The organism is Vreelandella subglaciescola, assembly GCF_900142895.1.
In the GTDB taxonomy this organism is placed as follows: domain Bacteria; phylum Pseudomonadota; class Gammaproteobacteria; order Pseudomonadales; family Halomonadaceae; genus Vreelandella; species Vreelandella subglaciescola.
This window is the reverse complement of the sequence record NZ_LT670847.1, coordinates 310,954-336,139: the sequence shown is the minus strand read 5'-3', so window position 1 is coordinate 336,139 and position 25,186 is coordinate 310,954. Positions and strand designations below refer to the sequence as shown.

The window sequence follows — 25,186 nt, the reverse complement described above, 5'->3', positions numbered from 1 at the left end:
AGGAAACCTTTAGCGGCCAATTCGCCGAGTCAGCGCGGCCTTGATCAGCTTTTCGGTAGTGCTGCTGTGATCAAGGTCGGTCAGCATTTTGGCGGCCTCGGTGGGCTTGTAACCCAGGCTGACCAACGCGGCTTCGGCGTCGGCAACGCTATGTTGCACGGGGCTAGCGGCGGCTTCCATCGGCAGCGGCGCATCGCCCTGCTGCCACTCGGGGAAGCGATCGCGCATTTCGATAATCAACCGCTCGGCGGTTTTCTTGCCCACGCCGGGTAACCGAGTCAGCGCTTTGCTGTCGTCGTCGTGCACGCAGCGCATAAAGGCGTCTTCGTCCATGCCCGAAAGAATCGCCAACGCCAGTTTGGGGCCCACGCCGTTGACCTTGATCAGCGCCCGGAACAATGCCCGTTCGCGCTCGCGGCCAAAGCCGTACAGCAGGTGGGCGTCATCGCGCACGGTCAGGTGGGTATACAGCATCGCCGTTTCGCCCACCGCCGGCAGCGCCACCAGCGTATTCATCGAGGCTTCAAGTTCGTAGCCCACGCCGTTCACGTCAAGCAATAGCCACGGGGGCTTTTTTTCCCACAGCTGCCCGGTCAAACGTCCAATCATAGCGGCGCTCGCTTCTGGTTAATCCATGAAAATGCTGCTGATAGACGCCTAGCATAAAGCCACTCTGTACGGCTGACCAGTATCGTGCCGCTGAATCACAACGGCCAGCCACGATGGCTACAGCCGCCAGCGTCCGCTACCACCGCGCCGCGATGGCGTACTGCTCGTCGCCATCAGGCCACTTTGCGCGTAGGCGTCAGTCAGCGCGATCGCCAGCGCATCGGCGGCGTCTTCCTGGGGCGTGGCAGACAAACCCAGAATGGCGGTTACCATATGCTGCACCTGGGTTTTATCCGCGCCGCCCTGGCCGGTTACCGCCTGTTTGATCTGGCGCGCAGCGTATTCGGCCGCCGCCAGCCCGTGGTTGGCCATGCACACCAGCGCTGCGCCGCGCGCCTGACCCAGCTTGAGCGCTGAATCGGGGTTTTTGGCCATAAACACCCGTTCGATGGAAACGCTGTCGGGCCGGTGCAGCCCCACCACTTCGGCCAGCCCGGCGTAAATCTGCGCTAGGCGCTGCTCAAGGGCGCCATCCCGCGTGCGAATGCAGCCGCTTGCCACATAGCATGGCTTGCCGTTCATCACGTCAATCACGCCGTAGCCGGTAATCCGCGAGCCGGGGTCAATGCCGAGAATACGTGTGGTCGGCGAATGAGCCTGTGTCATGGCAATGCCCTCCTTTGCGGTCACGCTGTTTTAGCGCGTCAGACAAAAACACCGACGCCCAAAGGCGCCGGTGTCATCGGATCAAACACGCCGTCTGGCGAAGGCTATTCGACGGTTTCTTCGACCTTGGCTTTTTGCCGCAGGCGGATGTTGAGGTCTTTCAGCTGCTCGGCGGTGACGTCGCTCGGGGCGTTGGTCATCAGGCAGGCCGCGCTCTGGGTTTTGGGGAAGGCGATGACTTCGCGGATGGTGGTCGCGCCGGTCATCAGCATGACCAAACGATCCAGACCGAAGGCCAGCCCGCCATGGGGCGGCGCGCCGTACTGCAGGGCGTCCAGCAGGAAGCCGAACTTCTCCTGAGCTTCTTCTGCGCCGATACCCAGAATCTCGAGCACCGTGCTCTGCATGGCCTGATCGTGGATACGGATCGAACCGCCGCCAAGCTCGGTGCCGTTGAGCACCATGTCGTAGGCGCGAGAAAGCGCGTTGGCGGGATCGGCCTTGAGTTCTTCGGGCGTGCAAGCGGGCGCAGTGAAGGGGTGGTGAAGCGGGCTCAAGCGGCCGCTGCCGTCGGTTTCAAACATCGGGAAGTCGACAACCCACAGCGGTGCCCAGTCGTGGGTGTAAAGCTCAAGGTCAGCGCCCAGACGCACGCGTAGCGCGCCGATGGCTTCGTTGACGATGTTGGCCTTGTCGGCACCAAAGAAGATGATGTCGCCGTCTTTGGCATCAACGCGGTCAAGCAGGTCTTCGATGATGTTATCCATGAACTTGACGATGGGCGACTGCAGGCCTTCAATGCCCTTGGCACGCTCGTTGACCTTGATCCAGGCCAGCCCTTTCGCGCCGTAAATACCCACAAAGCGGGTGTATTCGTCGATCGCCTTGCGCGACAGCGAGGCGCCGCCGGATACCTTGAGCGCGGCCACGCGGCCGTCGTCGGCGTTGGCCGGGCCGGAGAACACCTTGAAGTTGACGTCTTTCATCAGGTCGTCAACGTCGGTCAGCTCCAGCGGAATCCGCAGATCGGGCTTGTCCGAGCCGAAGCGCTGCATGGCGTCGTGCCAGGTCATGCGCGGAAACTCGGGCAGCGCCACGTCGAGTACTTCGCCAAACAGCTGGCGGATCATGGTTTCAGTAACGCCCATGATATCGTCTTCCTCGATAAACGAGGCTTCGATATCAATCTGGGTAAACTCCGGCTGACGGTCAGCGCGCAGGTCTTCATCGCGGAAGCACTTGGCGATCTGGTAGTAGCGATCAAAGCCCGCGACCATCAGCAGCTGCTTGAACAGTTGCGGCGACTGGGGCAGAGCGAAAAATTCGCCCGGATGCGTACGGCTGGGCACCAGATAGTCGCGCGCGCCCTCCGGCGTGGCGCGGGTCAGCACCGGCGTTTCAATGTCGAGAAAGCCTTCCTGTTCCAGAAACGCCCGCACGTTGTGCGAAATGCGCGAACGCAGGCGCAGCTTCTGAATCATGTCCGGGCGGCGCAGATCAACGTAGCGGTGCTTGAGGCGCACTTCTTCGCCAACCTTACCGTGATCGTCGAGCTGAAACGGCGGCGTTGCGGCGGTATTGAGCACCTCAACGTCCTTGGCCAGCACTTCGATCATGCCGGTGGGCATGTCGGGGTTTTGCGTGCCGTCAGGGCGCAGACGTACATTGCCAGTAATGCGCAGCACGTATTCACCGCGCGCGCGGTCGGCATTGGCGAACGCATCAACGGTATCCGGATCGACCACGAACTGAGCAATGCCGTCGCGATCGCGCATATCGAGGAAAATCACCCCGCCGTGATCACGACGACGATGTACCCACCCGCAAACGGTGACCGTTTGATCCACCAATGTTTCGTTCAGCTGGCCGCAATAATGGCTGCGCATGTCAAATCCTGTTGTGTTTCGTGGCAAATAAACGTGTTCGGCACCGGGCACCGGCCAGGCGCGATAATGTATCGCGCTTGCATGCCGGGCAATCGGCAAGCGGTTCGGCGCTTATTTTCTGCAACGGGTATTATACCCTTTTGTTACCCTCGGCGGGCAAGGCTCGCTGCGCTTACCCTTTATAAGGAGGTCAAAATGGCTCACGCCGTTATGTTGGATGCACAAAGCTTAGGCCCTGCCGTTGACCTGAGCCCCGTGCGCGATCAGGTCGGTCACTTGACCGTCTACGATAAAAGCACCGCCGAAAACGCCCGTGAGCGGCTCGTTGATGCCGATATCGCCATCGTCAACAAGGTCGTGCTTGATGCGCAAACATTGGCCGCCCTGCCCCGGCTCAAACTGATTTGCGTGATGGCAACCGGGCTTAACAACATCGACATGGACACCGCGAGTGCCCGGGGCATCGCGGTCAAAAACGTTGTCGGCTACGGCACCCGTAGCGTGTCACAGCACACCATGATGCTGATTCTCGCGCTGGCCAACCGGCTGCCCCGCTACCAAAGCGATGTGTTACACGGCCAATGGCAACAAAGCGATTTTTTCTGTCTGCAGGATCATACCACGCTGGAGCTTGCCGGCAAGCATTTGGTCATCGTCGGCCAGGGCGAGCTGGGCAGCGCCGTGGCGAGCCTGGCAGAGGCCTTTGGCATGCGCATAAGCTTTGCCGCCCGCCCGGGAAACGCGGCCGCCGACCAGCGCCCGTCGCTTGATGCGCTGCTGCCCGACGCCGACGTACTCAGCCTGCACTGCCCGCTGACCGAGGCTACCCGGCACCTGATTGACGCCGAGCGGCTGAAACGTGCCAAGACGTCATTGCTGATCGTCAACTGCGCCCGTGGTGGCATTATTGACGAACACGCCGCACTCGACGCCCTGCGTGCCGGCCGCCTTGGCGGGCTGGGTATTGATACCCTGCCCAGCGAGCCGCCCCGGGACGGCCACGCCATGCTTGATGCGCTGACCGAGCCGCTGAATCTGATCGTCACGCCGCACAACGCCTGGATTACGCCCGAAGCGCGGCAAAAGATCATTGCGCTGACCGCCGACAACATTGCCGGCTTTGCCAACGCATAAGCAACGGCTAGGTGTTGTCCGCGTCTAAATCATGGACCAACTCGCGTTTGACCAGCACGGCGCTGTTGCGCGGCACCAGTTTGCGCCCCCGACGCAGCAGCAGCGCGCGGGTAAACGCAGCGCCAAACAGCAGGATCAGCGAGGAGTAGTACACCCACAGCAGAATCATCACCACCGAACCGGCGGCGCCATAGGTAGACGCCGTGGCGGTATAGGCCAGATACAGCGCGATCACGCTGCGGCCGATAGTGAACAGAACGGCGGTGACCACCGCGCCGACCAGCACGTCTTTCCAACCCAGCACCACGTCGGGCAGCACCTTGAAAATCGTCGCGAACAGCAATATCACCACGCCCAGCGACACCAGCGATTCGGCCCCTTGAGTCAGCACCACCGTATACGGCAACAGACCGTTGGCGGCGCGCAGCATGCTGCTGACCATGACCCCCAACGCCAGCGACACCAGCAGAATAAAGCCGATGGACAGCACCACCGTCATCGATAACAGGCGATTTTTAATAAAAATAAACAGGCTGTTGGAGGTGGGTTTTGCCGTGACCCCCCAAATTGTATTGAGCGAAAACTGCATCTGGGCAAAGACGGTGGTCGCACCGATCATCAGCGTACCCACCCCGAGCAACGTGGGCCAGATACCGGCTTGCTCAGGACGCGACTGCGCGACCGCATCCTGAATGGCCAGCGCCGCGTCCGGCCCCAACGTATCTTGCAGCTGCGCCACAATCTGGCCCTGCGCTGCTTCCTCGCCCATCACTACGCCAATCACGGTAACGGCAATAATCACCGTTGGCGCCAGAGAAAAAAGCGTATAAAACGCCAGCGAACCCGCATAGCTGAACGCGTTACGCTCAAGCCACACGCTGACGGCGTCTTGAAACACCTTGCTCCAGAAAATAACTGTGCTTTTCATTGTTGGCATCCCTGTTTTTTATTAGTGCTATGTGCAGCATACGTGACACACCCGACTTTCGCAGGCGGAAAAGGTTACACACTACGGCCCCGCTGCCATAATGACGCGCTATATTCGTGTTCTGCTCACACCCGACGACAGGTGCGTAACAAACGCCGTTTATTATCCGCACAGTACTGCATAAACAGTACTGCATAAAAAAATACTGTATAAAAAGTACCGCATAAAAAGGACCTTACTATGCCTCAGTGTCGCCCGGCTGCGACGAGTTTTGATTTCGACTGTCTGGTATTTATCGGCCGCTTTCAGCCGCCGCATCTGGGGCACTTGGCCGTGATACGCGAGGCGTTAAAACGCGCACGCAAAGTAATCGTGCTCGTCGGCTCCGCATGGCAGGCGCGCTCCCTGCGCAACCCCTGGCGCTTTGACGAACGTCAGGCCATGCTCCGCTCGGGCTTTGACGACGCCGATAACCGGCGGCTGGAAATCACTCCGCTGCTGGACGCGCTGTACAACGACGACGTCTGGGTCCGCGATGTACAAAGCCGGGTGCGCAACCTGACCACGCCGGATAACGCGCGCCTACCGCGCATCGGGCTGATTGGTGCCAGCCGCGGCCAGTCGAGCTATTACCTGTCGCTGTTTCCCCAGTGGGAATCCGTCAGCGTGCCGCTGGTCGAGGGGATTTCCGCCAGCCAGATACGCGAGCGCGTGTTTCGTTCGCCCGCTTCAAGCGCTGACTACCTGAGCACCGGTGCCTTGCACGACCTGCCCCCGGGCGTGGTGGAGCGCATTGACGACTTTTGCCAGACGTCATTTTACGCTCAGCTGATCGAAGAGCAGCGGCTGCTGGACCAGTATCGCAACGCTTGGGCAGACGCGCCCTATCCGCCGATTTTCGTGACCGTGAACGCAGTGGTCGTACAGTCCGGGCATATTTTGCTGGCGCGGCGCACATCAGCGCCGGGTAAAGGGCTTTATGCGCTGCCGGGCGGGTTTATCAGCCCCCACGAACGGCTGCTGGACGCCTGCCTGCGCGAGCTGCGCGAACGCATTCGGCTCAAGGTGCCCGAGCCGGTGCTGAAAGGCTCGCTGCGCGGGCAGCGACTGTTCGACGAGCCCCACCGCAGCTGGCGCGGGCGCACCCTGGCCGAAGCGTTTTACTTTGCCCTGCGCCCGGATCAGCAGCTGCCGCGCTTAAAGCCGGTCAAGGGCGGCGACCACGCGCGCTGGGTGGCGCTTGCCGATCTGGAGCCGGACAGCCTGTTTGAAGATCATTTCTTTATCATTCAGAACTTTCTCGGGCTGCCCGCCGATTTCAGCGGCGGCGCCTGAGCCGGGGGTTAGCGCACGCCTGTAGCCTGATAGGCCGCTCATATCTCAGGCCTGCAAAAAGTCTCGCGGCAGTTCCATCATCTGCCGCCAGAGTTTTTCCACGCCGGGTTTATGTACCAGCGAACAGCGATACAGGCGTATTTCCAACGGGATATCCCAGACCTCGTCGCCGGCACGTACCAGACGGCCGGCTTTCAACTCTTCACGAATACAAAAATCGGGAATCCAGGCCACGCCCACGCCCTGCATCACCATGCCCTTGAGGCCTTCGGCCATGGCCGTTTCATAAACGGTGCGCAGACGCATACGCAGCGGGTCGTTTTTCAGCAGCATACGTACGCTACGGCCTAAAAACGCGCCCTGGGTATAAGCCAGATACGGGATGGGCTCCTCACCCGTCAGCGAATAACGCGGCTCACCGTTGGCATTGGGTAGCGTCACGGGCAGCATTTTGACCTTGCCGATGGAAAACGATGGGAACACTTTCTGGTCAAGCTGCATGGTGGCAAACGGGTCGTAGTACGCCAGCATCAGGTCGCAGTTGCCCTCGCGCAGCACGTGGATGGCATCACCGACGTTGGTGGCGACCAGGCGCGTGGGTAGCTCGCCCAGCCCTTTTTGCAGGCGTGAAATCCACGGTGGGAAAAAACTTAGCGCCAGGGAGTGCGCGGCGACAATATCCAGCGCCTCGTTGGCAATCGACAGCCCGCGCAGGTGGCTCAGCGACTCATTGAGCTGCTCGACGAGATTGCGCGCCGTGACCAGAAACAGCTGCCCTTCCGAGGTCAGACCAATCGGCGTCGTGGAACGGTCGACCAGCGTTACGCCCACGGCCTGCTCAAGCGCGCGGATACGCCGGCTAAAGGCCGGCTGGGTCACGTGGCGCTGTCGGGCAGAGGCGGAAAAGCTGCGCGTATTGGACAGGGCAACAAAATCTTCCAGCCATTTCGTTTCCAGATTCACCCGAGTCTCCTTGCTGACTGATAAGAGCTGCTGCCTGCCTGCACGTTACTGCCTGTCCGGCCAGGGCCGCTGTAAATTCCGTATTCTGCCATGCCGGCTATTGAATAGGCGATGTTAAATAAGCCGCGCGCGATATGACCTTCTTCCACAGTGGCTGCTGGCGCAGCTCTTCAAGCGTGACCTCGCGGCACCGGGTAAAGTCTTCTTCCAGCATGTTGCTTACCTCGGTGGCGAACTCAACGCTGGGAACAAACGCGGTAATTTCAAAATTGAGCCGAAACGAGCGGTTATCCAGATTGACCGTGCCGACACTTGCGGCACTGCCGTCGATAAGGATAATTTTCTGATGCAAAAACCCTGGTAGATAACGGTATATTTTCACCCCGGCACGCAGCATATCGGGCAGGAAGGCGAACGCTGACAAAAACACCAGCAGATGGTCGGGGCGCTCGGGCATCATCACGCGAACGTCCACGCCGCGCATGGCGGCCAGCCGCAGCGCATCCTGCACGCCCTGATCGGGCACAAAATAAGGGCTGGTCAACCATAGCCGCTCATGCGCGCTATGAATCAGGTTTTGCACCAGCAGGCTTGCGGTATCCTGTTCGTCGGCCGGGCCCGACGGCACAATCACCACGCGGTGGTCTGCCGCCGACGTGGCGTGGGGCAGCCAGCCCAGACTGATGACCTCGCCCGTGGCCCAGTGCCAGTCTTCCCAGAACGCCTCCTGTAGCCCCAGAACGCTGGGCCCCTCAAGCACCAGGTGCGTGTCACGCCAGGCGCCGTGGCGTGGGCTTTGTCCCAGGTATTCCACGCCCACATTAAGGCCGCCCACCCAGCCTTTTTTGCCGTCAACCACGGCTACTTTGCGGTGGTTGCGAAAGTTCAGCTGAAAACGATGCCTGAAACCCCGCGAGGAGCGAAACGCGCTCACCTCAACGCCCCCTTCTTCCAGATCGCGCAGATAGCCTTCGCCCAGCGCATGGCTGCCGATTTCGTCATACAGAAAATACACCCGCACGCCGCGCTGGGCCGCCTTGATCAGGTGCCCCTGCAGCTTGCGTCCCAGCGCATCGTCGCGAATGATGAAAAACTGCAGCAGGATATACTCCTGCGCCTCTGCCAACCCTGCAAACAGGCTGGCAAACGTGGCCTCACCGTCGATTAACAGCGCTGCCTGATTACCCTGCGTCAGCGGCATCATGGCCAGCTGTTCAACCGCCTGAATCTCCGCGCTGCCCGGCTGCGCAAGGTGCGGCATCACGTTATCGCGGTAGCGCGACAGCACCTGGCGCAGCACGCTGTCGCGGGCGCCGCGCGCCGACACGTAGCCGTAAAAGCGCGGCCGGCCAAACAGCCAGTAGGCGGGAACGGCAACGTAGGGAAAGGTCAGCAGCGAGATAATCCATGCCACCGCCCCCTGGGACGTGCGGCTCGACATCAGCGCCATAATGGCCGATACAATGCCCAGAAGGTAAATCAGCGCGATGCTTAAGCCAAGCAGCGAGGAGGTCATACAGGCTCCATCGTTCAGTGTCTGGGTGACGCTTTTGCGCCGGCTTTAATCCACTCATTGAATACAGTGACTCAACAACAAAGCCCCGTTGAACGGGGCTTTGTGTGTCAGGCATCGAGCAAGAATATCTTACGCTGTTTCGGCGATGATCGCTTTCCACTTGGCCGGCCCGGTCTGGTGGATCGAGGTGCCTTGGGTATCGACCGCTACGGTGACGGGCATATCTTCCACGTCGAATTCGTAAATGGCCTCCATCCCCAAGTCCTCAAAGCCTACCACGCGGGAGTGCTTGATGGCCTGCGCCACCAGATATGCCGAGCCGCCCACGGCCATCAGGTAGATCGCCTGATTGTCGCGGATCGCCTCGATCGCCGCTTCCCCGCGTTCGGCTTTGCCGACCATGCCCAGCAGGCCGGTTTCTTCGAGCAGCGTGCGGGTAAACTTGTCCATCCGCGTGGCGGTCGTCGGCCCTGCCGGCCCCACCACTTCAGCGCCCACCGGATCAACCGGCCCGACGTAGTAGATAAACCGCCCTTTCAGGTCCACCGGCAGCGGCTCGCCTTTCGCCAGCATATCGATCATGCGCTTGTGCGCGGCGTCGCGGCCGGTCAGCAGCTTGCCGCTGAGCAGCAGCGTATCGCCGGGCTGCCAGGCCTTGACGTCTTCCGGCGTAATGCTGTTCAGATCAACACGCTTGACGTTATCCCCCGCCTCGCGGGTGATCTCCGGCCAGTCTTCCAGCCGCGGCGGCTCAAGCGTCGCTGGGCCCGAGCCATCCAGCGCAAACTGCGCGTGACGGGTCGCTGCGCAGTTGGGAATGATCGCTACCGGCTTGTTAGCCGCGTGGGTCGGGTAATCCTTGACCTTGATATCCAGCACCGTGGTCAGCCCGCCCAGCCCTTGGGCGCCAATGCCGCTGCGGTTGACCTTGTCGAACAGCTCAAGGCGCAGCTCTTCACTGCGGTTTTGCGCGCCGCGCGCCTGCAGGTCCTGAATATCGATGGGATCGAGCAGCGCTTCCTTGGCCAGCTCCATGGCTTTTTCGGCAGTACCGCCGATGCCGATGCCCAGCATGCCCGGCGGACACCAGCCGGCGCCCATTTTGGGCAGCTGCTCCATCACCCAATCGGCCACGTTGTCCGACGGGTTGAGCATGGCAAATTTGGACTTGGCTTCGCTGCCGCCGCCCTTGGCTGCAACGTGAATCTCGACGGTATCACCGGGCACCAGCTTGTGGTGAATGACGGCCGGCGTGTTATCCCCCGTGTTGGCGCGCTTGCCGTCGGGATCGGCAAGTATTGATGCACGCAGCACGTTGTCAGGCAGCTTGTAAGCTCGGCGCACGCCTTCGTTGACCATGTCGTCAAGGCTCATGCTGGCGTCATCAAAGCGTACGTTCATGCCCACGTGGACGAATACCGTGACGATGCCAGTATCCTGACAAATCGGCCGGTGGCCCATGGCGCACATACGCGAATTGATCAGAATCTGGGCGATGGCATCTTTGGCGGCAGGGTTTTCTTCACGCTCGTAGGCGGCCGCCATGGCGTCGATGAAATCTTTGGGGTGGTAATAGGAAATATACTGAAGCGCATCGGCGACGCTTTGTATCACGTCGTCCTGTCGAATCACGGTCATGGAGAAGCGGCTCCTGAATTATCGTCGTTAGGCGCGCCAGGCGGCAGCGTCGTGCCATTATACCGTATTGCCGCCATGCTCCGCAGCCGGTGAAACGGCGATAAAGTTAGCCTTTGGTGGGGTGCCCTGCTCCACGTGGCGGTTTAACCGGCCAGACAGGATGCCGCCATCATCAATGTTGATGTCACAGCGCAATATAACGGTATAACTTTTATTACAACGCCAACCATTCAGGCTAGCCACTTTCCGGCTGGCATAGCGGGCACAAATATAGCCGCCGCGAACTGACCATGGTGCGCACAATCGGCGTTTGGCACCGGTGGCATGCAAGCCCCTGCCGATCAAACACGGCAAAGCGCCATTGCGGGCGCGTTTCGCCCTGCGCCTTGGCGGCTTCGATCCATTCGGGCGTATTGGTAATGCCCGCGCTGCGGTAGGTTTGCCAGGTCAGCGCCAGCATATAGCGCGCCAGCTGGCGGCATTGCTCATCATCCAAATCAGCCGGGCGCCGCTTGGGATGCAGGCCGGCAAAAAACAGGATTTCGCTGCGCAGGTAGTTACCCAGCCCCGCCACAAAGCCCTGATCCAGCAGCAGCCCACCCAGCCCGCGGCGCTTGAAGCGCGCTTCGTTCAACCGCGCCAGCACGGCGTCTTCACTAACGGCTTCGCTGAGCAAATCCGGCCCCAGCCGTGCCAAAAACGGCTGCTGGCCTAGCGTATCGGCGTGCCACATGGCGATGCTCGAGGCGCTGTAAAGGCTTGCCGCGCGGCCGTCGACTACCAGCCTTGCGCGCAGCGAACGCGTAGTTTGCGGCGGCTCATCGGCACGGTGGAGCTTCCATAAGCCGTAAAGCTGGTTGTGCGAATACAGCACGCGACCATCATCAAAGCGCGTCAACATGGCTTTGCCGCGGGTTTCTACCCGCTCGACGCGCCGGCCAATCAGCGAGGCGGTGTGGAGTTTCAGCGCCTCAAAGGCAAACCAGACGTGTTCGATAGTGCCACCGGCCAGCTGATGTTCAACACGGTCGGCCGCGCGGCGGATTTCGGGACCTTCGGGCATGAATCAGCCAACCTCCAGCTGTTTTTCCCGAAGCACATGGAGCTGGTCGCGCAGCTTGCCGGCCTGCTCAAACTCAAGGCTGTGCGCCGCTTCAAACATGGCGTCTTCCAGTTTATTAACGGTCTTGGCCAGCTCCTCCGGCCCCATACCGGCAGGATCGTACTGCACCGCCGGCTCAGCGACTTTGCGCTCGTTGCCGCGGCCATTGGTTTTCTTGGCGCCGGGGGCCTGGCCGGCTTCCATGATGTCCGCCACCGAGCGCGAGATGCTGGTCGGCGTAATACCGTGCGCCTCGTTGTGCGCCGTTTGCTTGTCGCGCCGGCGCTGGGTTTCGTCAAGGGTACGCTGCATCGAGACCGTCACCCGATCGCCGTAGAGAATCGCCTTGCCATTAGCGTTACGCGCCGCGCGCCCGACGGTTTGAATCAGCGAGCGCTCGTTGCGCAAGAAGCCTTCCTTGTCGGCGTCCAGAATCGCCACCAGCGAGACCTCGGGAATATCCAGCCCTTCGCGCAGCAGGTTGATACCCACCAAAACGTCGAACTTGCCCAGCCGCAGATCGCGGATGATTTCCACCCGTTCGACGGTATCGATGTCCGAATGCAAGTAGCGGACGCGCACGTCGTGATCGTCGAAGTATTCGGTCAGGTCTTCGGCCATGCGCTTGGTCAGCACGGTAACCAAAACGCGCTCGCCCACCTCGGCGCGCAGGCGTATTTCAGAGAGCAGGTCGTCTACCTGAGTGGTAGCCGCGCGCACTTCGATCTCCGGGTCCAACAGCCCCGTGGGGCGCACCACCTGCTCGACCACCTGGCCGGCGTGCTCGGCTTCGTAAGGCCCGGGCGTTGCTGAAACGAATATCGTCTGCGGGCAAATGGCTTCCCACTCGGCAAACTTCATCGGCCGGTTATCCAGCGCGGAAGGCAGGCGAAAGCCGTATTCCACCAGGGTTTCCTTGCGCGAACGATCGCCTTTGTACATGCCGCCAACCTGGGGCACGCTAACGTGGGATTCGTCGATAAGCACCAGCGCGTCGTCCGGCAGGTAGTCAAAAAACGTCGGCGGCGCTTCGCCCGGGTTGCGCCCGGAAAGATAGCGCGAGTAGTTCTCGATGCCGTTGCAGTAGCCCAGCTCCAACATCATTTCGATATCGTAAAGCGTGCGTTGTTCAAGGCGCTGCGCTTCCACCAAGCGGTCGTGCTGGCGCAGCCACGCCAGCCGCTCGACCAGCTCGGCCTTGATCGAGTCGATCGCTTTGACAATGGTTTCGCGCGGGGTGACGTAGTGCGACTTGGGGTAGATCGTCATGCGCGGCACATGCCCGCGAACGGCGCCGGTGAGCGGATCGAACAGCCGAATGGTATCAATCTCGTCGTCAAACAGCTCAACCCGCACCGCTTCCTCTTCAGAATCGGCGGGGAAAATATCGATGACGTCGCCGCGCACGCGGTAGTTACCCCGACGAAAATCGGTATCGTTACGGGTGTACTGCAGCTCGGCCAGGCGGCGCAGAAAGGCGCGCTGGTCGATCTCTTCCCCGCGGTTAAAGTGCAGGCGCATTTTCAAGTACTGCTCGGGGTCACCCAGGCCGTAAATCGCCGAGACCGATACCACAATCAGCGCATCGCGGCGCTCAAGCAGTGCTTTGGTGGCCGACAGGCGCATCTGCTCGATATGGTCGTTGATCGAGGCGTCTTTCTCGATGAACGTATCCGACGCGGGCACGTAGGCTTCGGGCTGGTAGTAATCGTAGTAGGAGACGAAATACTCAATGGCGTTATCCGGAAAGAACGCCTTGAACTCGCCGTAAAGCTGAGCCGCCAACGTCTTGTTGGGCGCCATGACGATGGTCGGCCGCTGCAGCGTTTGCACCACGTTGGCCATGGTGAAGGTCTTGCCCGAGCCGGTAACGCCCAGCAGCGTCTGGTGGGAAAGCCCCGCCTCCAGACCCTTGACCAGCCCGGCAATGGCCGCTGGCTGGTCACCTGCGGGTGAAAACTTGGACTGCAGACGGAAAGCTTTACTCATCGGATCTCCTGAACCGGCACGGGGTGCCCTCTACGATACCTTGACGCCCAGCTTGAGCGCGTCAATCGCGCGAATTAGCGCGTCGCGACGGGCGCGCCCGTCCACCTCGGCACCGTGAATGCCGACCTCAGCGCTATCGACGCCGTCCAGCATCATCAGCGCGGTAGTTATCTGGTTGACCTGCTCGGCGTCTTTTACGCCGCGAAACGTCAGTGACTGCTGCGCCATGAGAAAACCCTATGCAAAACCCATACAAAAATTATTTAACGAAACGCCAGTGTAACATGGCGCCAGATGCCTGCCATTAAGCCACCACGGCAATACATGGTAGGGTTAACGGCTGTTTTCAAGCGCCGTTTTCTAAAGCCGTTTTCAAGCAAGGAGATAGAATGCCGACCGAGTCCCCCATCGCGCTCACCGCGACCGCGCCGCTGACGCATCTGGCGGCGCTGGATATCAAAGGCGATGATGTCGCCGGCTTTTTACAGGGGCAAACCAGCGCTCAGGTCAACCTGGCCAACGGCCACTTTGCCCCGCTCACCTGCTTTTGCACGCCCAAAGGCCGGATGCTAGCGAACGGCCAGCTGATGCGCGTCGCCGACGGCCACCTACGTTTGGTGCTCGCGGCCTCGCTGGTTGAGCCGCTGATGGCTCACCTGAAGAAGTTCGCGCCGTTTTATCGCGTGACCCTTGAAGCCGCCGAGGACGCCGTGCTGCTGGGCGCCAACGAACAAGACGCAAAGACGCTTGCCGACGCGCTCGGCCTTGAATTGCCACAGGCATCTTGGCAACAAGGATCAACCGCTAATGCCAACGTGCTTTGCTACCCCCAGGGCGTTGACGAAAACGACACCTACCGCTGGGTTTTCAGCCTGACGCACGCCGAGGCCGCACGCTTTGACGCCCAGGCCGACGCTAGCCGCTGGCAGCTGGCGGATATTCGCCGCGGGCTGGCCTGGCTCGATGCTGATCAGCAGGATGCCTACCTGCCGCAAATGCTCAACTGGGAAGCGCTGGGCGGCATCAGCTTCAAGAAAGGCTGCTACACCGGCCAGGAAGTCGTGGCCCGGGCGCATTTTCGCGGTCAGGTGAAAAAGCGCCTGAGCCTTGGCTACCTCGACGCCGGCACGCCACCCGACAACGGCGCCAGCATTACCATCAAGGAAGACAGCGGCGAAGACGGCAAAAACATCGGCGAGGTGGTCGCCAGCGCCTCGATGGAAAATGGCCAATATGCCGTGCTCGCCGTGCTGAACACCCGGCCGCTTGAGCAATCACCGGCGCTATGTATCGAAGGGGCTGATCTGACGCTTGCTGAACTGCCCTACACTATCGAACGCCTCGACCCCGAAGTGCTGGCCGATAACGTTTCATAAACACGATCGTTACAGTGGCAGCGAAAATAAAGCGCGGGCGTTGGCCGTGGACTGGGTGGTAATGGTGGAGGGGGCAACATCGCGAAGCGCGGCGATGCGGGCGCCTACGCGGGCGACGTTGGCGGGTTCGTTGCGCTCGCCTTGAAAGCCGTCAAGCGGCATATCGGGGCTGTCGGTTTCCAGCACAAAACCGTCGGGCGGCAACGCTTTCACCATCCGCTGAAGGCGCTTGGCACGCGGGTACGTCACCGCCCCACCCAGACCCAACATAAAGCCCAGATCCAGAAATGCCTGTGCTTGCTGAGGCGAGCCGGAAAACGCATGAATCAGCCCGCCCGCCGGCAGGGCCAGCTGGCGCAGCCGCTTGGCCACCTGATCGTTGGCGTGCACGCAGTGAATCACCACGGGCAGTTTATATTGCCTGGCCAGGCGCAGCTGAGCATCGAACAGCTGCCACTGGGCATCCAGCGTATCGCCAAAGCGGACATCGATGCCGCATTCTCCCACCGCCACGATGTCTAAATGTTCGCCGAGTGCGATGTCCAGCGCTTCGATGTCCGCGTCACCTTTCAGCCGATGCGCATCTATAAAGTAGGGGTGAAGCCCCAGACACGCGCTGACGTCATCACGCTGGGCAAGCGCCAGCACGCCGGGCCAGCCACTGCGCGTGGTGCCCGGCACCACAAAGTGGCGCACCCCCGCCGCTTGGGCGCGGGCAAACATCGCGTCGCGATCGTCGTCAAAAGCGGCAAAATCCAAGTGGCAGTGCGCGTCGATTAGCATGGTCACACACCTTAGGGTTTGTCCGAAAAGTCGTCGAGCGCAGGTCAGGCAAGGCAAAAAACAGCGAAAAAGCGCAGTTTACAGCGTGTAAATGAGCATTTTTAGCTGGTTTTTAACACAGCATGGGCAAGCGCAGGCACTTTTCGTACAAAGCCTAGTGCTCGCGCGTGTGCTGGAAGCGCACCTCCGGCCAGCGCTCTTGGGTCATCTGCAGATTGACCCGAGTGGGGGCGATGTAGGTCAGGCAGCCGCCGCCGTCGATAGCCAGATTGGTGCTCGCCTTGCGCTTGAATTCCTCAAGCTTTTTGGCGTCGTCGCAGTACACCCAGCGCGCGGTATGCACGTTGACGCCTTCGTAGATACAGTCAACCTTGTATTCTTCTTTCAGGCGGTGGGCGACCACGTCAAACTGCAGCGAGCCTACCGCGCCCAGAATCAGGTCGTTGTTGTCCACCGGCATAAAGACCTGGGTGGCGCCTTCTTCGGAGAGCTGCTGCAGGCCTTTTTGCAGCGCCTTCATCTTCAGCGGATCCTTTAAGCGCACACGCTTGAACAGCTCAGGGGCAAAGTGCGGAATGCCGGTAAAGCGCATCTCTTCGCCTTGGGTAAAGGTATCGCCGATCTGGATCGTGCCGTGGTTGTGCAGCCCGATGATGTCCCCCGGCCAGGCCTCTTCCACCTGCGAGCGGTCTGCTGCCATGAACGTCAGCGCATCGGCAATTTTCACGTCCTTGCCCAGCCGCACATGGCGCATTTTCATGTTCTTGTCGTACTTGCCCGAGCACACGCGTAAAAAGGCGATACGGTCGCGGTGCTTGGGGTCCATGTTGGCCTGGATCTTGAACACAAAACCCGAAAAGCGTTCGTCGTCGGCGGTCACTTCGCGGGTATCGGTGTCCCGTGACTGCGGCGGCGGCGCGTATTCGACAAAGCCGTCGAGCATTTCACGCACGCCGAAGTTGCCCATGGCGGTACCGAAATACACCGGGGATAGCTCACCTCGGCGATAGGCCTCAAGATCGAATTCGTGGGAAGCGCCGCGCACCAGCTCGACTTCCATGCGCAGCTCTTCGGCCTGGTCTTCGCCGAGCACTTCGTCCACTTCGGGGCTGTCGATCCCTTCGATGCGCTTGTCGTCGGGAATACGCTGCCCCTGCCCCTGGGTGTAGAGGTGAATCACGTCGTTGTAGAGGTGGTATACGCCCTTGAAGTGGCGACCCATGCCAATCGGCCAGGTCATCGGCGCGCACTGGATGTTAAGCACCGTTTCCACCTCGTCCATCACCTCGATGGGGTCGCGGGTATCGCGGTCCATCTTGTTGATGAACGTCAAAATCGGCGTGGTGCGCAAGCGACAGACTTCCATCAGCTTGACGGTACGCGCCTCCACGCCCTTGGCCGCGTCGATCACCATTAACGCCGAATCCACCGCCGTTAGCGTACGGTAGGTATCTTCGGAGAAGTCTTCGTGGCCGGGGGTATCCAGCAGGTTGACCATCCGCCCGCCGTAGGGGAACTGCATCACCGAGGTGGTGACCGAGATACCACGCTCCTGCTCCATCTTCATCCAGTCGGACGTGGCGCTGCGGTCGTTACGCTTGCTCTTGACCGAGCCAGCCATCTGAATGGCATTGCCGAACAGCAGCATTTTTTCGGTAATGGTGGTTTTACCGGCATCGGGGTGCGAAATAATGGCGAAGGTGCGCCGAAGATCGGCCTCGCGCGCGACAATAGCGTCAGACATGGGACTCTCGATTAGACATTCTGAACATTGGACATTCTGAACAATAGGCCGTGTGTAGGCCGCTAGGCCCAGCCAAGGCGCGCATAGTAACGCATAACCGACGAAACGGCATACAGCCGCCCTGTTATAGCGCCGCCGCCCAGATACAAAAACGCCGGCTAAAAAGCCGGCGTTTTCAATATCAACCTAAGCCATTAGGCCCAGCCACTACGCGTAGGTGTTGACCTGAGTGCCCACGCTGCCTTCGGTGGCAAGATCCATCTGGCCGCCGGTAGTGGCGGATTCCAATAGCGCCGTTACCTGCTGCTGCTGATTATCCAGCGACTCCCTGAAGATGTGCATCTGCGCCTGTTGCGCCGTCTGCGCCTGATTCATATACAGCGACTGGCTAACCATATTGCTTATGGAAACATCCATCGCAGACTCCTTGAGTTAAAAATGGTTGACAACTCTTGCTGCCTGCAACAATAGCAAAGCTTTCAACAGCGCGCAAAATGGCGCTACGGCCTAAAACCGGTCGGCGCGAAACGGCGCCATATCAATCGCGGTTTTGTCGCCTTCCATCATGTTAGCCAACAACTCACCGGTAGCCGGCCCCAGGGTGAAGCCCTGATGGCCGTGACCAAACGCCAGCCACAGACCTTTGTGACGATGCGCGGGGCCAATCACGGGCTTCATGTCCGGCAGGCACGGGCGAGCGCCCTTCCACGCCTCGGCGTCGAGGCGCTCACCCAGCGGAAACAGCGTACGCGCGACTTTCTCCGCCGAGGCCAGCTGCTCAACGTGAGCCGGCGAATCCAGATCGTCAAGCTCAGCACCGGTGGTCAGCCGCACGCCGGCATTCATGGGCGCCAGCAGATAGCCCACCTCTGAATCCATCACCCAGTGGTTGAGCCTGGCATTCTCTTTGCTGGCGTAGTGCATGTGGTAGCCGCGTTTCACAAACGTGGGGAAATGATAGCCCAGCGGCTTCAACCAGCGCCCCGCCCAGGGGCCCAGCGCCACGACGACGTCGTCGGCTTCGAGCGTCTGCGTGGCAGTCGTCACGCGCCAGCCGTCCTCCGTTTTCGCCACGTCGGTAATATCATCTTTAAGGAGCTTACCGCCTTGCACTTCAAAGGCGCGCGCATAGGCCGCCACCAACGCGCCGGGGTCGGCAACGGTCCAGGAGTCGAGCCAGTGTATCGCGCCGATAATGTCATCGCTCAGGTCGGGCTCTTTGGCAACGACCGCCTCACGGTCGAGTGCCTTGAAGCGTACATCAAAACGTTGACGCCCTTCCTCGGCCTCTTTCACTCGCTTGTCAAAGCGCGTTTGGCTGCGGAAAAGCTCCAGAAACCCGTTTTTCTGAATCAGCGATTCAGCACCCGCGGCTTCAATCATCGTCGCGTGGGTCTCGAGGCAGCACTTAATCAGCGACGCGTACTCCGGCACAATGTGCTTATACGTCTTGGGTGCGGAGTTCAGCCAATAGCGCAGCAGCGGTGTGGCGGCATGCAGCATGCCAAACGGGCGATAACGGATATCCACGCGCTGGTTGGGCAATACGCCGAGCAGGGTTTTCACATCGCGCGGAAACGCGTAGGGGCGCACGGCCTCGCGCTGAATAATGCCGGCGTTACCAAACGAGGTTTCGCGCCCCGGCTCCCGGCGGTCAATCATCACCACGTCACGCCCGCGTTTGGCCAAATGCCAGGCAATACTGACACCCACCATTCCTGCCCCCAGCACCAGCGTTCGACGCGCCATATCCTGCTCCCCTGAATCTATAGAATAGTTGCCGGCCGCCTTAACCCGGCTGCCAGCAGTATCAATGAGGTTTTACGCGCAGCGAGTGCTGCGCAGCTATAATAAAAAATATCACTAAATATAGCGTTTTTATATAGCCTGATAAGCTCTTTTCAGGGACAAGGACAGCGCAAAATCCTAAAAAATATACGTATATAGAGGAATCGCCCAAACTTATTGACCGACGCACCGCCGCGCACGGCATACGCCAAGCAGCCTTATACCGTATAGGCAAAAGCAGAATGCAGGCAACGATAGAAAACAGGAGAAAACCAAGACGCAAAAACGCTCGCGCAATAGCGAGAGTGCGGGATAAAACGAAAGGGATGACGAATTAATCAGGAAGGAAATCGGTAATGGGGTGGATGATGGGGATCGAACCCACGACCATCGGAACCACAATCCGGGGCTCTACCACTGAGCTACACCCACCACAACCGATTACTGCGCAGACAGCGTTGCTTCGCTGGCTGTTTTACACTTGCTTTAATGGGGTGGATGATGGGGATCGAACCCACGACCACCGGAGCCACAATCCGGGGCTCTACCACTGAGCTACACCCACCATTAAAAGCAATTCTTACAATCTACTTGAGCTGTATTGACACCGGGCTTGCTGCTCAGTGAAAACTGGCGCGCCCAGCAGGAATTGAACCCGCAACCTACGGCTTAGAAGGCCGTTGCTCTATCCGGTTGAGCTATGAGCGCACTGTATATCTGCTAGCAAAAATCACTAGAGCTACGTAAGAGCACTGCACCAAAGCTAACGCTTGGATAAACAAAACGCCAACTTCCACATCAGGCGTGGTCGGGATGGAGGGATTCGAACCCCCGACATCCTGCTCCCAAAGCAGGCGCGCTACCAGGCTGCGCTACATCCCGAACCTGTCACCTATGACGTTACCGCATGGCTCGTCTCAAGCGAGGCTTATACTACTGTTTTCCTATTTAAAGTCAACCAACAACGCCAGATTTATTGTCCGACTTTGCCTTACCGCCCCGGCATGCGAAAATTACCCCATTATTCTCATCTCATCCACGAGGGACTGCACTGATGACTGCCCAACTGATCGATGGTAAAGCCATCGCCGCCGATGTACGCCAGCAGGTTGGCGAGAAGATCGGCGCGCGGTTTAGCGTCGGCGCTCGCGCCCCGGGGCTCGCCGTGGTAATCGTCGGCGGTGATCCGGCGTCGCAAATCTACGTCAAGCACAAGCACCGCGCCTGCGAACAGGCCGGCATTATTTCTTTCCAGCACGAGCTGCCGGCCGACACGCCCCAGCACACGCTGGAAGCGCTGGTCGATACACTCAACGACGACCCCCGGGTCGACGGCATTCTGGTACAGCTGCCCCTGCCCGAACACCTGAATGCCCGCCCGATCCTTGAGCGCATTCTTCCGCACAAGGACGTCGACGGCTTTCACCCCTACAACCTTGGCCGTCTGGCTCAGCGCATTCCCGCGCTGCGTCCGTGTACGCCCAAAGGCATCATGACGCTGCTGGAAAAAAGCGGCCTGCCGGTACGCGGACTGGACGCCACGGTGATCGGCGCCTCCAATATTGTCGGCCGTCCGATGGCTCTCGAGCTGATGCTTGCCGGCTGCACCACCACGGTATGCCACCGCTTTACGCAAAACCTGGAAGAACACGTGCGCCGCGCGGACGTGCTGGTCGTGGCCGTAGGCAAGCCGGGGCTGGTCAAGGGCGAATGGACCAAGCCCGGCGCCATCGTCATCGACGTGGGCATCAACCGTCAGGACGACGGCAAGCTGACCGGCGACATCGACTTTGACACCGCGGCAGAGCTTGCCGGTCACATTACCCCGGTCCCCGGTGGCGTCGGCCCGATGACGGTGGCCACGCTGCTGGAAAACACCCTCGAAGCGGCGGAACTGCACGACCCATCCAGCGCATACCACGAACCCGAGCCGGCATAGCCCGCAAGAATAGCCCGAATGAATAGCCCGAGCGAGTAGCCAAAGGAGAACGCCTTGCAGCGTATTGGAATCATTGGCGCGATGGCGCAGGAAGTCAGCATTCTGGCCAGCCAACTGGAAAACGCCGAGCGCCATGAGCACGCCGGCGGCATCTTTTATACCGGCCGCCGCCACGGCCTCGACGTGGTGATACTGCAATCCGGCATTGGCAAGGTAAATGCTGCGGTCGGCACCGCCGTGCTGCTTGAGCAATATCGCGTGGACGCCATCATCAACACCGGCTCGGCGGGCGGTTTTGCCAGCGACATGCGCATCGGCGACGTTGTCGTATCGGATGAAGTACGCCACCACGATGTTGACGTCACCGCCTTCGGCTACGAATTCGGTCAGGTGCCGGGCATGCCCGCCGCTTTTGAAGCCGATGCCGGCCTGCGCCAGATCGCCCGACACGCCGTCAAGGCGCTCGACGAAGTGGGTGTCCGTGAGGGACTGATTGCCACCGGCGACAGCTTCATGGCCGACCCCGCGCAAGTAGACGCCACCCGCGCACGCTTTCCGTCGATGCTTGCCGTGGACATGGAAGCCGCCGCCATCGCTCAGGCCTGCCACCTGTTTAGCTGCCCGTTCGTGGTCATTCGTGCACTTTCCGACATTCCCGGCAGCGGCGACAACCACCTCTCGTTTGAGAAATTTCTCGAACTGGCCGCCCAGCGCTCCTCGCGCATGGTCGACCAGATTCTACGCCAGCTGGCTGACGCATGAGGCGTGAGGCGTGAGGCGCTTTTAAACCGCTTTAGCGCACCAGCTTCCAGTTCAGGGTTTCGCCAGCTTTCATCGGCACAATGCGATGCCCGCCGGCGTAGGCATAGCTTTCCGGCAGCTGCCAGTCGCGCCGCTCAAGGGTGACCTTGCCGGTGTTGCGTGCAAGGCCATAGAAGTCGGCGCCGTTATGACTGGTAAAGGCTTCCAGTTTATCCAGCGCGCCAGCCTGTTCAAACACCGTGGCGTAAAGCTCAACCGCTGCCGGGGCGCTAAACACGCCGGCACAGCCGCAGGCGGATTCTTTATCGCCCTGGGCGTGAGGGGCGCTGTCAGTGCCGAGGAAAAACTTCGTGCTGCCTGACGTCACCGCGTTTACCAACGCCTGACGGTGGCGCTCGCGCTTGAGGATCGGCAGGCAGTAATAGTGCGGACGAATCCCGCCGACGAGCATATCGTTACGGTTCAGCAGCAAATGTTGCGGCGTCACGGTGGCCGCCACGTTGTCACCCGCCCCCAGCACAAAATCCGCCGTCTGCGCCGTAGTAATGTGCTCGCACACCACTTTCAGGCTGGGGTGGCGTTTTAACAGCGGCGCCAGCACCCGCTCGAGAAACACCGCCTCGCGGTCGAAAATATCGACATCCGCATCAGTCACTTCGCCGTGTACCAAAAGCGGCATCCCCGACTCGGCCAGTGCGGCAATGGTCGCATCGCACCCGGCCAGATCGGTCACGCCCGACGCCGAGTTGGTGGTGGCCCCCGCCGGATACAGCTTGACGGCCTTGACCACGCCGCTTTGCCGGGCGCGTTCGATCTCCTCGGACGGTGTAGTATCCGTCAAATACAGCGTCATCAGCGGATCAAAGTCAGCACCCTCCGGCAGCGCGGCCAGAATCCGCTCGCGGTAGGCCACGGCCTGTTCAGTGGTCGTCACCGGCGGCTTGAGGTTGGGCATGATGATCGCCCGCCCCATCTGTGCGGCGCTATAAGCGACCGTCGCGTCAAGCACGGCGTCGTCGCGCAGGTGCAAATGCCAGTCGTCCGGGCGGGTCAGGGTAATGGCGTCCACAGGCTTTCCTCTCAGGCGTTGAATACGCCAGTGTTAGCATTAATGCTAACACTGGCGTGTTTAATAATCGGGCGGCCAGAGTATAACGCATCGACATTCCAGATAAATCGCAGAGAAAACCACACGCCGCGCCGCGCACAGAACGCGCCAAGTGGCGTATCATTGGCGGTCGTTCGGGTACCAGGGATTTACTTTATGCATAACGTGCGCCGCTACGCCGATGTTGTGGCCGGCCTTGAAGGCCTGATGTGGCTAGGCCTTGGCTGGTCGATTTCACTCTCGGTTTATCAGGGCAGCAGCGAACCGACGCTGGCTGCCGTGCTGCTTATCGGCACCGTCACTTTCTTCAGCTGGGTGCACCGGCCGCTGCGTTTTCTGCTGCGCCGCTACCACGTACGCAAACGCCGCACGGATATGTGGGTCCATCTGCTGGCGCTGCCGCTGCTGCTGGCCATGGCGCTCTACCTGATATTCGACGCCATATTCGGTGGCGCCTGGCTACCGCCGAAAATGCTCGTCGTCAACGTGCTCGCCAGCGCCGGCTGGCTGACGTTCATGGTGACGCTGTTCATCAGGTTCCTGATCCACGGTGTCAAAAACAACGGTTTCAAAAACAGTAGCGCCAAAAATAACAGTTCCAAAAGCAACGGTTCCCAAGACAACAGCACGAGCTGATCCTTATGCCCACCGAGCTTCCCCTGCCGCTGTCCACGCCCAACCGCAACCTGGTACGCCTGACCATCGTGCGTGGCATTACCTGGACGGGCTTTTTACTCGCCATTATTGTGGGGGTGGAGCTACTCGGCTTTGAAATGACCGTGCCGGCCGTAGTCAGCGTAGTAATTGCCATGGGTGCGCTCAACATCGCCACCTGGTGGCGGTTGGGACGCCCCCGGGACGTGGAGCACACCGAATACCTGCTGCACCTGCTGGCTGACATCGCCGGGCTGACGCTGCTGTTTTACTTTACCGGCGGCGCGACCAATCCGTTCATCACCTATTATCTGGTGCCGGTCACCATTGCCGCCGCCACGCTGCCTTGGTGGCACACCTGGGTGATTGCCGCCTGCGCCATGGCCGGCTACAGCTTTCTGATGTTTTATTACCATCCGATTCCGCAGCTGCATATGATCGGCAACTCCACGCTCAGTCTGCACATTCTGGGTATGTGGCTGAACTTCGGCCTTTCGGCGGGGCTGGTGACGTTTTTTATCTACAAGATGGCCCACGCGCTAAGGCGCCGCGACCGTGCACTCTCGCGCACCCGTGAAGCGGCGCTGCGCAATGAGCAGGTGCTCGCCGTTGCCACCCAGGCCGCCGGCACCGCCCACGAACTGGGCACGCCGCTGTCTACCATGGCGATACTGCTCAACGAAATGGAAAACGAAACCGACCATGGCACGCCCCTGCATCAGGACGTCACGCTTTTGCGCCAGCAGGTCGATATCTGCAAGTCGCGCTTGCAAAACCTGGTGGCCAGCGCCGACCGCCGGCGCATGGCCGAGCCTGAAATACTCGACGGCGCCACCTGGCTGTCCGGCGTGGTGCAGCGCTGGCTGGTGCTGCGCCCTGATGTCAGCCACCGCCTGACGGTAACCGAGCACCGCGGCCGCCCCTGGTTGGCGGTAGATGCGACGCTGGATCAGGCGCTGACCAACCTGCTCAATAACGCCGCCGATGCCAACCCGGAAGACATTGCCATCAGCCTTGAATGGCAGGATGACAGCGTGGTGATCGACATCCGCGATCACGGCCCCGGCGTCGAACTCGCCATTGCCGACCAGCTGGGCGAGACCTTTGTCTCGACCAAAAGCAAGGGCATGGGTATCGGGCTCTTTTTGACCCACGCGACCATCAACCGCTTTGGCGGCGGCGTCAGCCTGTATAATCATCCGGATGGCGGTACGCTGACCGAAGTCACGTTACCGCACAGCATGCCGCCCACCGCCTGGCGATGAC

22 protein-coding genes and 4 tRNA genes are annotated in these 25,186 nt (G+C 60.4%); 7 read left to right on the top strand and 19 right to left on the bottom strand.

What is annotated here, in order from left to right; translation table 11 throughout:
• Positions 1–9: 9 nt before the first annotated feature.
• The 3 genes from ruvA to aspS form a co-directional block, all read right to left on the bottom strand.
• Positions 10–609, bottom strand: a complete 600-nt coding sequence (gene ruvA, locus B5495_RS01510; RefSeq protein WP_079550712.1) for a Holliday junction branch migration protein RuvA — start codon at positions 607–609, stop codon at positions 10–12.
• 117 nt (positions 610–726) lie between these two features.
• Positions 727–1,275 (bottom strand): crossover junction endodeoxyribonuclease RuvC, encoded by a 549-nt coding sequence (gene ruvC, locus B5495_RS01505; RefSeq protein ID WP_079550710.1) that lies wholly within the window; start codon positions 1,273–1,275, stop codon positions 727–729.
• A 104-nt stretch (positions 1,276–1,379) separates the two neighbouring features.
• Positions 1,380–3,161, bottom strand: a complete 1,782-nt coding sequence (aspS, locus tag B5495_RS01500) for an aspartate--tRNA ligase (RefSeq protein WP_079550707.1) — start codon at positions 3,159–3,161, stop codon at positions 1,380–1,382.
• Positions 3,162–3,356: 195 nt separating this feature from the next.
• Here aspS and B5495_RS01495 point away from each other — a divergent pair, with 195 nt between their 5' ends.
• Positions 3,357–4,295, top strand: a complete 939-nt coding sequence (locus B5495_RS01495; protein WP_079550705.1) for a D-2-hydroxyacid dehydrogenase — start codon at positions 3,357–3,359, stop codon at positions 4,293–4,295.
• Positions 4,296–4,302: 7 nt separating this feature from the next.
• Here the strand turns inward: B5495_RS01495 and B5495_RS01490 are convergent, their stop codons facing one another.
• Positions 4,303–5,223, bottom strand: coding sequence for a YihY/virulence factor BrkB family protein (locus B5495_RS01490; RefSeq protein ID WP_154045177.1), 921 nt, complete (start codon positions 5,221–5,223; stop codon positions 4,303–4,305).
• Between the two features lie 240 nt (positions 5,224–5,463).
• On the opposite strand from B5495_RS01490, the gene B5495_RS01485 reads away from it, so the two are divergent.
• Positions 5,464–6,558, top strand: coding sequence for a bifunctional nicotinamide-nucleotide adenylyltransferase/Nudix hydroxylase (locus tag B5495_RS01485; protein ID WP_079550701.1), 1,095 nt, complete (start codon positions 5,464–5,466; stop codon positions 6,556–6,558).
• A gap of 45 nt (positions 6,559–6,603) precedes the next feature.
• Here B5495_RS01485 and B5495_RS01480 read toward each other — a convergent pair whose 3' ends face one another.
• The 6 genes from B5495_RS01480 to B5495_RS01455 form a co-directional block, all read right to left on the bottom strand.
• Positions 6,604–7,521, bottom strand: a complete 918-nt coding sequence (locus tag B5495_RS01480; protein ID WP_079550699.1) for a LysR substrate-binding domain-containing protein — start codon at positions 7,519–7,521, stop codon at positions 6,604–6,606.
• A 97-nt stretch (positions 7,522–7,618) separates the two neighbouring features.
• The gene (gene cls, locus B5495_RS01475; protein ID WP_079550696.1) at positions 7,619–9,037 is read right to left on the bottom strand and encodes a cardiolipin synthase; all 1,419 of its coding nucleotides are present in this window, start codon (positions 9,035–9,037) and stop codon (positions 7,619–7,621) included.
• A 129-nt stretch (positions 9,038–9,166) separates the two neighbouring features.
• Positions 9,167–10,675 (bottom strand): fumarate hydratase, encoded by a 1,509-nt coding sequence (locus B5495_RS01470; protein WP_079550693.1) that lies wholly within the window; start codon positions 10,673–10,675, stop codon positions 9,167–9,169.
• A 235-nt stretch (positions 10,676–10,910) separates the two neighbouring features.
• Complete coding sequence (gene nei / locus B5495_RS01465) at positions 10,911–11,738, bottom strand: endonuclease VIII (protein WP_079550691.1); 828 nt, start codon at positions 11,736–11,738, stop codon at positions 10,911–10,913.
• A gap of 3 nt (positions 11,739–11,741) precedes the next feature.
• Positions 11,742–13,766 (bottom strand): excinuclease ABC subunit UvrB, encoded by a 2,025-nt coding sequence (gene uvrB, locus B5495_RS01460; RefSeq protein ID WP_079550689.1) that lies wholly within the window; start codon positions 13,764–13,766, stop codon positions 11,742–11,744.
• Positions 13,767–13,796: 30 nt separating this feature from the next.
• The gene (locus B5495_RS01455) at positions 13,797–13,994 is read right to left on the bottom strand and encodes a hypothetical protein (RefSeq protein WP_079550688.1); all 198 of its coding nucleotides are present in this window, start codon (positions 13,992–13,994) and stop codon (positions 13,797–13,799) included.
• A gap of 161 nt (positions 13,995–14,155) precedes the next feature.
• Between B5495_RS01455 and ygfZ the strand changes: the two genes are divergently transcribed.
• Complete coding sequence (ygfZ, locus tag B5495_RS01450; RefSeq protein WP_079550685.1) at positions 14,156–15,142, top strand: CAF17-like 4Fe-4S cluster assembly/insertion protein YgfZ; 987 nt, start codon at positions 14,156–14,158, stop codon at positions 15,140–15,142.
• A 9-nt stretch (positions 15,143–15,151) separates the two neighbouring features.
• On the opposite strand, the gene B5495_RS01445 is transcribed toward ygfZ, so the two are convergent.
• The 8 genes from B5495_RS01445 to B5495_RS01405 form a co-directional block, all read right to left on the bottom strand.
• Entirely contained in the window at positions 15,152–15,925 is a 774-nt protein-coding gene (locus B5495_RS01445) for a TatD family hydrolase (protein ID WP_079550683.1), read from the bottom strand.
• 154 nt (positions 15,926–16,079) lie between these two features.
• Positions 16,080–17,669 (bottom strand): peptide chain release factor 3, encoded by a 1,590-nt coding sequence (locus tag B5495_RS01435; protein ID WP_079550681.1) that lies wholly within the window; start codon positions 17,667–17,669, stop codon positions 16,080–16,082.
• A gap of 207 nt (positions 17,670–17,876) precedes the next feature.
• The gene (locus tag B5495_RS01430; protein WP_079550679.1) at positions 17,877–18,086 is read right to left on the bottom strand and encodes a putative motility protein; all 210 of its coding nucleotides are present in this window, start codon (positions 18,084–18,086) and stop codon (positions 17,877–17,879) included.
• Positions 18,087–18,176: 90 nt separating this feature from the next.
• Positions 18,177–19,418 (bottom strand): NAD(P)/FAD-dependent oxidoreductase, encoded by a 1,242-nt coding sequence (locus tag B5495_RS01425; RefSeq protein WP_079550676.1) that lies wholly within the window; start codon positions 19,416–19,418, stop codon positions 18,177–18,179.
• Positions 19,419–19,814: 396 nt separating this feature from the next.
• Positions 19,815–19,889 (bottom strand) — tRNA-His (locus B5495_RS01420).
• A 58-nt stretch (positions 19,890–19,947) separates the two neighbouring features.
• Positions 19,948–20,022 (bottom strand) — tRNA-His (locus B5495_RS01415).
• A gap of 66 nt (positions 20,023–20,088) precedes the next feature.
• A tRNA-Arg gene (locus B5495_RS01410) sits at positions 20,089–20,165 on the bottom strand.
• Between the two features lie 97 nt (positions 20,166–20,262).
• Positions 20,263–20,339, bottom strand: a tRNA-Pro gene (locus B5495_RS01405).
• Positions 20,340–20,511: 172 nt separating this feature from the next.
• Here B5495_RS01405 and folD point away from each other — a divergent pair.
• Both folD and mtnN read left to right on the top strand, forming a co-directional pair.
• Positions 20,512–21,396, top strand: a complete 885-nt coding sequence (gene folD, locus B5495_RS01400; protein WP_079550673.1) for a bifunctional methylenetetrahydrofolate dehydrogenase/methenyltetrahydrofolate cyclohydrolase FolD — start codon at positions 20,512–20,514, stop codon at positions 21,394–21,396.
• 54 nt (positions 21,397–21,450) lie between these two features.
• The gene (gene mtnN / locus B5495_RS01395) at positions 21,451–22,158 is read left to right on the top strand and encodes a 5'-methylthioadenosine/S-adenosylhomocysteine nucleosidase (protein WP_079550671.1); all 708 of its coding nucleotides are present in this window, start codon (positions 21,451–21,453) and stop codon (positions 22,156–22,158) included.
• Positions 22,159–22,189: 31 nt separating this feature from the next.
• Here the strand turns inward: mtnN and pyrC are convergent, their stop codons facing one another.
• On the bottom strand, positions 22,190–23,227 hold the full coding sequence (pyrC, locus tag B5495_RS01390; protein WP_079550670.1) for a dihydroorotase: 1,038 nt from the start codon (positions 23,225–23,227) through the stop codon (positions 22,190–22,192).
• Between the two features lie 195 nt (positions 23,228–23,422).
• Between pyrC and B5495_RS01385 the strand changes: the two genes are divergently transcribed.
• Positions 23,423–23,902: a hypothetical protein gene (locus B5495_RS01385; protein WP_231897211.1), complete on the top strand. Its 480-nt coding sequence runs from the start codon at positions 23,423–23,425 to the stop codon at positions 23,900–23,902.
• Between the two features lie 5 nt (positions 23,903–23,907).
• Positions 23,908–25,185 carry an ATP-binding protein gene (locus B5495_RS01380; RefSeq protein WP_079550668.1) on the top strand — a complete coding sequence of 426 codons (1,278 nt, stop codon included), beginning with the start codon at positions 23,908–23,910 and terminating at the stop codon, positions 25,183–25,185.
• Position 25,186 lies beyond the last annotated feature (1 nt).

Coding starts and splice junctions, on each gene's coding strand:
- B5495_RS01495 (WP_079550705.1), top strand. CDS start 3,357: ATGGCTCACGCCGTTATGTTGGATGCACAAAGCTTAGGCCCTGCCGTT.
- B5495_RS01380 (WP_079550668.1), top strand. CDS start 23,908: ATGCCCACCGAGCTTCCCCTGCCGCTGTCCACGCCCAACCGCAACCTG.
- B5495_RS01470 (WP_079550693.1), bottom strand. CDS start 10,675: ATGACCGTGATTCGACAGGACGACGTGATACAAAGCGTCGCCGATGCG.
- ruvC (WP_079550710.1), bottom strand. CDS start 1,275: ATGACACAGGCTCATTCGCCGACCACACGTATTCTCGGCATTGACCCC.
- B5495_RS01425 (WP_079550676.1), bottom strand. CDS start 19,418: ATGGCGCGTCGAACGCTGGTGCTGGGGGCAGGAATGGTGGGTGTCAGT.
- B5495_RS01485 (WP_079550701.1), top strand. CDS start 5,464: ATGCCTCAGTGTCGCCCGGCTGCGACGAGTTTTGATTTCGACTGTCTG.
- uvrB (WP_079550689.1), bottom strand. CDS start 13,766: ATGAGTAAAGCTTTCCGTCTGCAGTCCAAGTTTTCACCCGCAGGTGAC.
- B5495_RS01385 (WP_231897211.1), top strand. CDS start 23,423: ATGCATAACGTGCGCCGCTACGCCGATGTTGTGGCCGGCCTTGAAGGC.
- nei (WP_079550691.1), bottom strand. CDS start 11,738: ATGCCCGAAGGTCCCGAAATCCGCCGCGCGGCCGACCGTGTTGAACAT.
- cls (WP_079550696.1), bottom strand. CDS start 9,037: ATGACCTCCTCGCTGCTTGGCTTAAGCATCGCGCTGATTTACCTTCTG.
- B5495_RS01455 (WP_079550688.1), bottom strand. CDS start 13,994: ATGGCGCAGCAGTCACTGACGTTTCGCGGCGTAAAAGACGCCGAGCAG.
- B5495_RS01430 (WP_079550679.1), bottom strand. CDS start 18,086: ATGGATGTTTCCATAAGCAATATGGTTAGCCAGTCGCTGTATATGAAT.
- aspS (WP_079550707.1), bottom strand. CDS start 3,161: ATGCGCAGCCATTATTGCGGCCAGCTGAACGAAACATTGGTGGATCAA.
- ruvA (WP_079550712.1), bottom strand. CDS start 609: ATGATTGGACGTTTGACCGGGCAGCTGTGGGAAAAAAAGCCCCCGTGG.
- B5495_RS01445 (WP_079550683.1), bottom strand. CDS start 15,925: ATGCTAATCGACGCGCACTGCCACTTGGATTTTGCCGCTTTTGACGAC.
- B5495_RS01435 (WP_079550681.1), bottom strand. CDS start 17,669: ATGTCTGACGCTATTGTCGCGCGCGAGGCCGATCTTCGGCGCACCTTC.
- ygfZ (WP_079550685.1), top strand. CDS start 14,156: ATGCCGACCGAGTCCCCCATCGCGCTCACCGCGACCGCGCCGCTGACG.
- B5495_RS01490 (WP_154045177.1), bottom strand. CDS start 5,223: ATGAAAAGCACAGTTATTTTCTGGAGCAAGGTGTTTCAAGACGCCGTC.
- folD (WP_079550673.1), top strand. CDS start 20,512: ATGACTGCCCAACTGATCGATGGTAAAGCCATCGCCGCCGATGTACGC.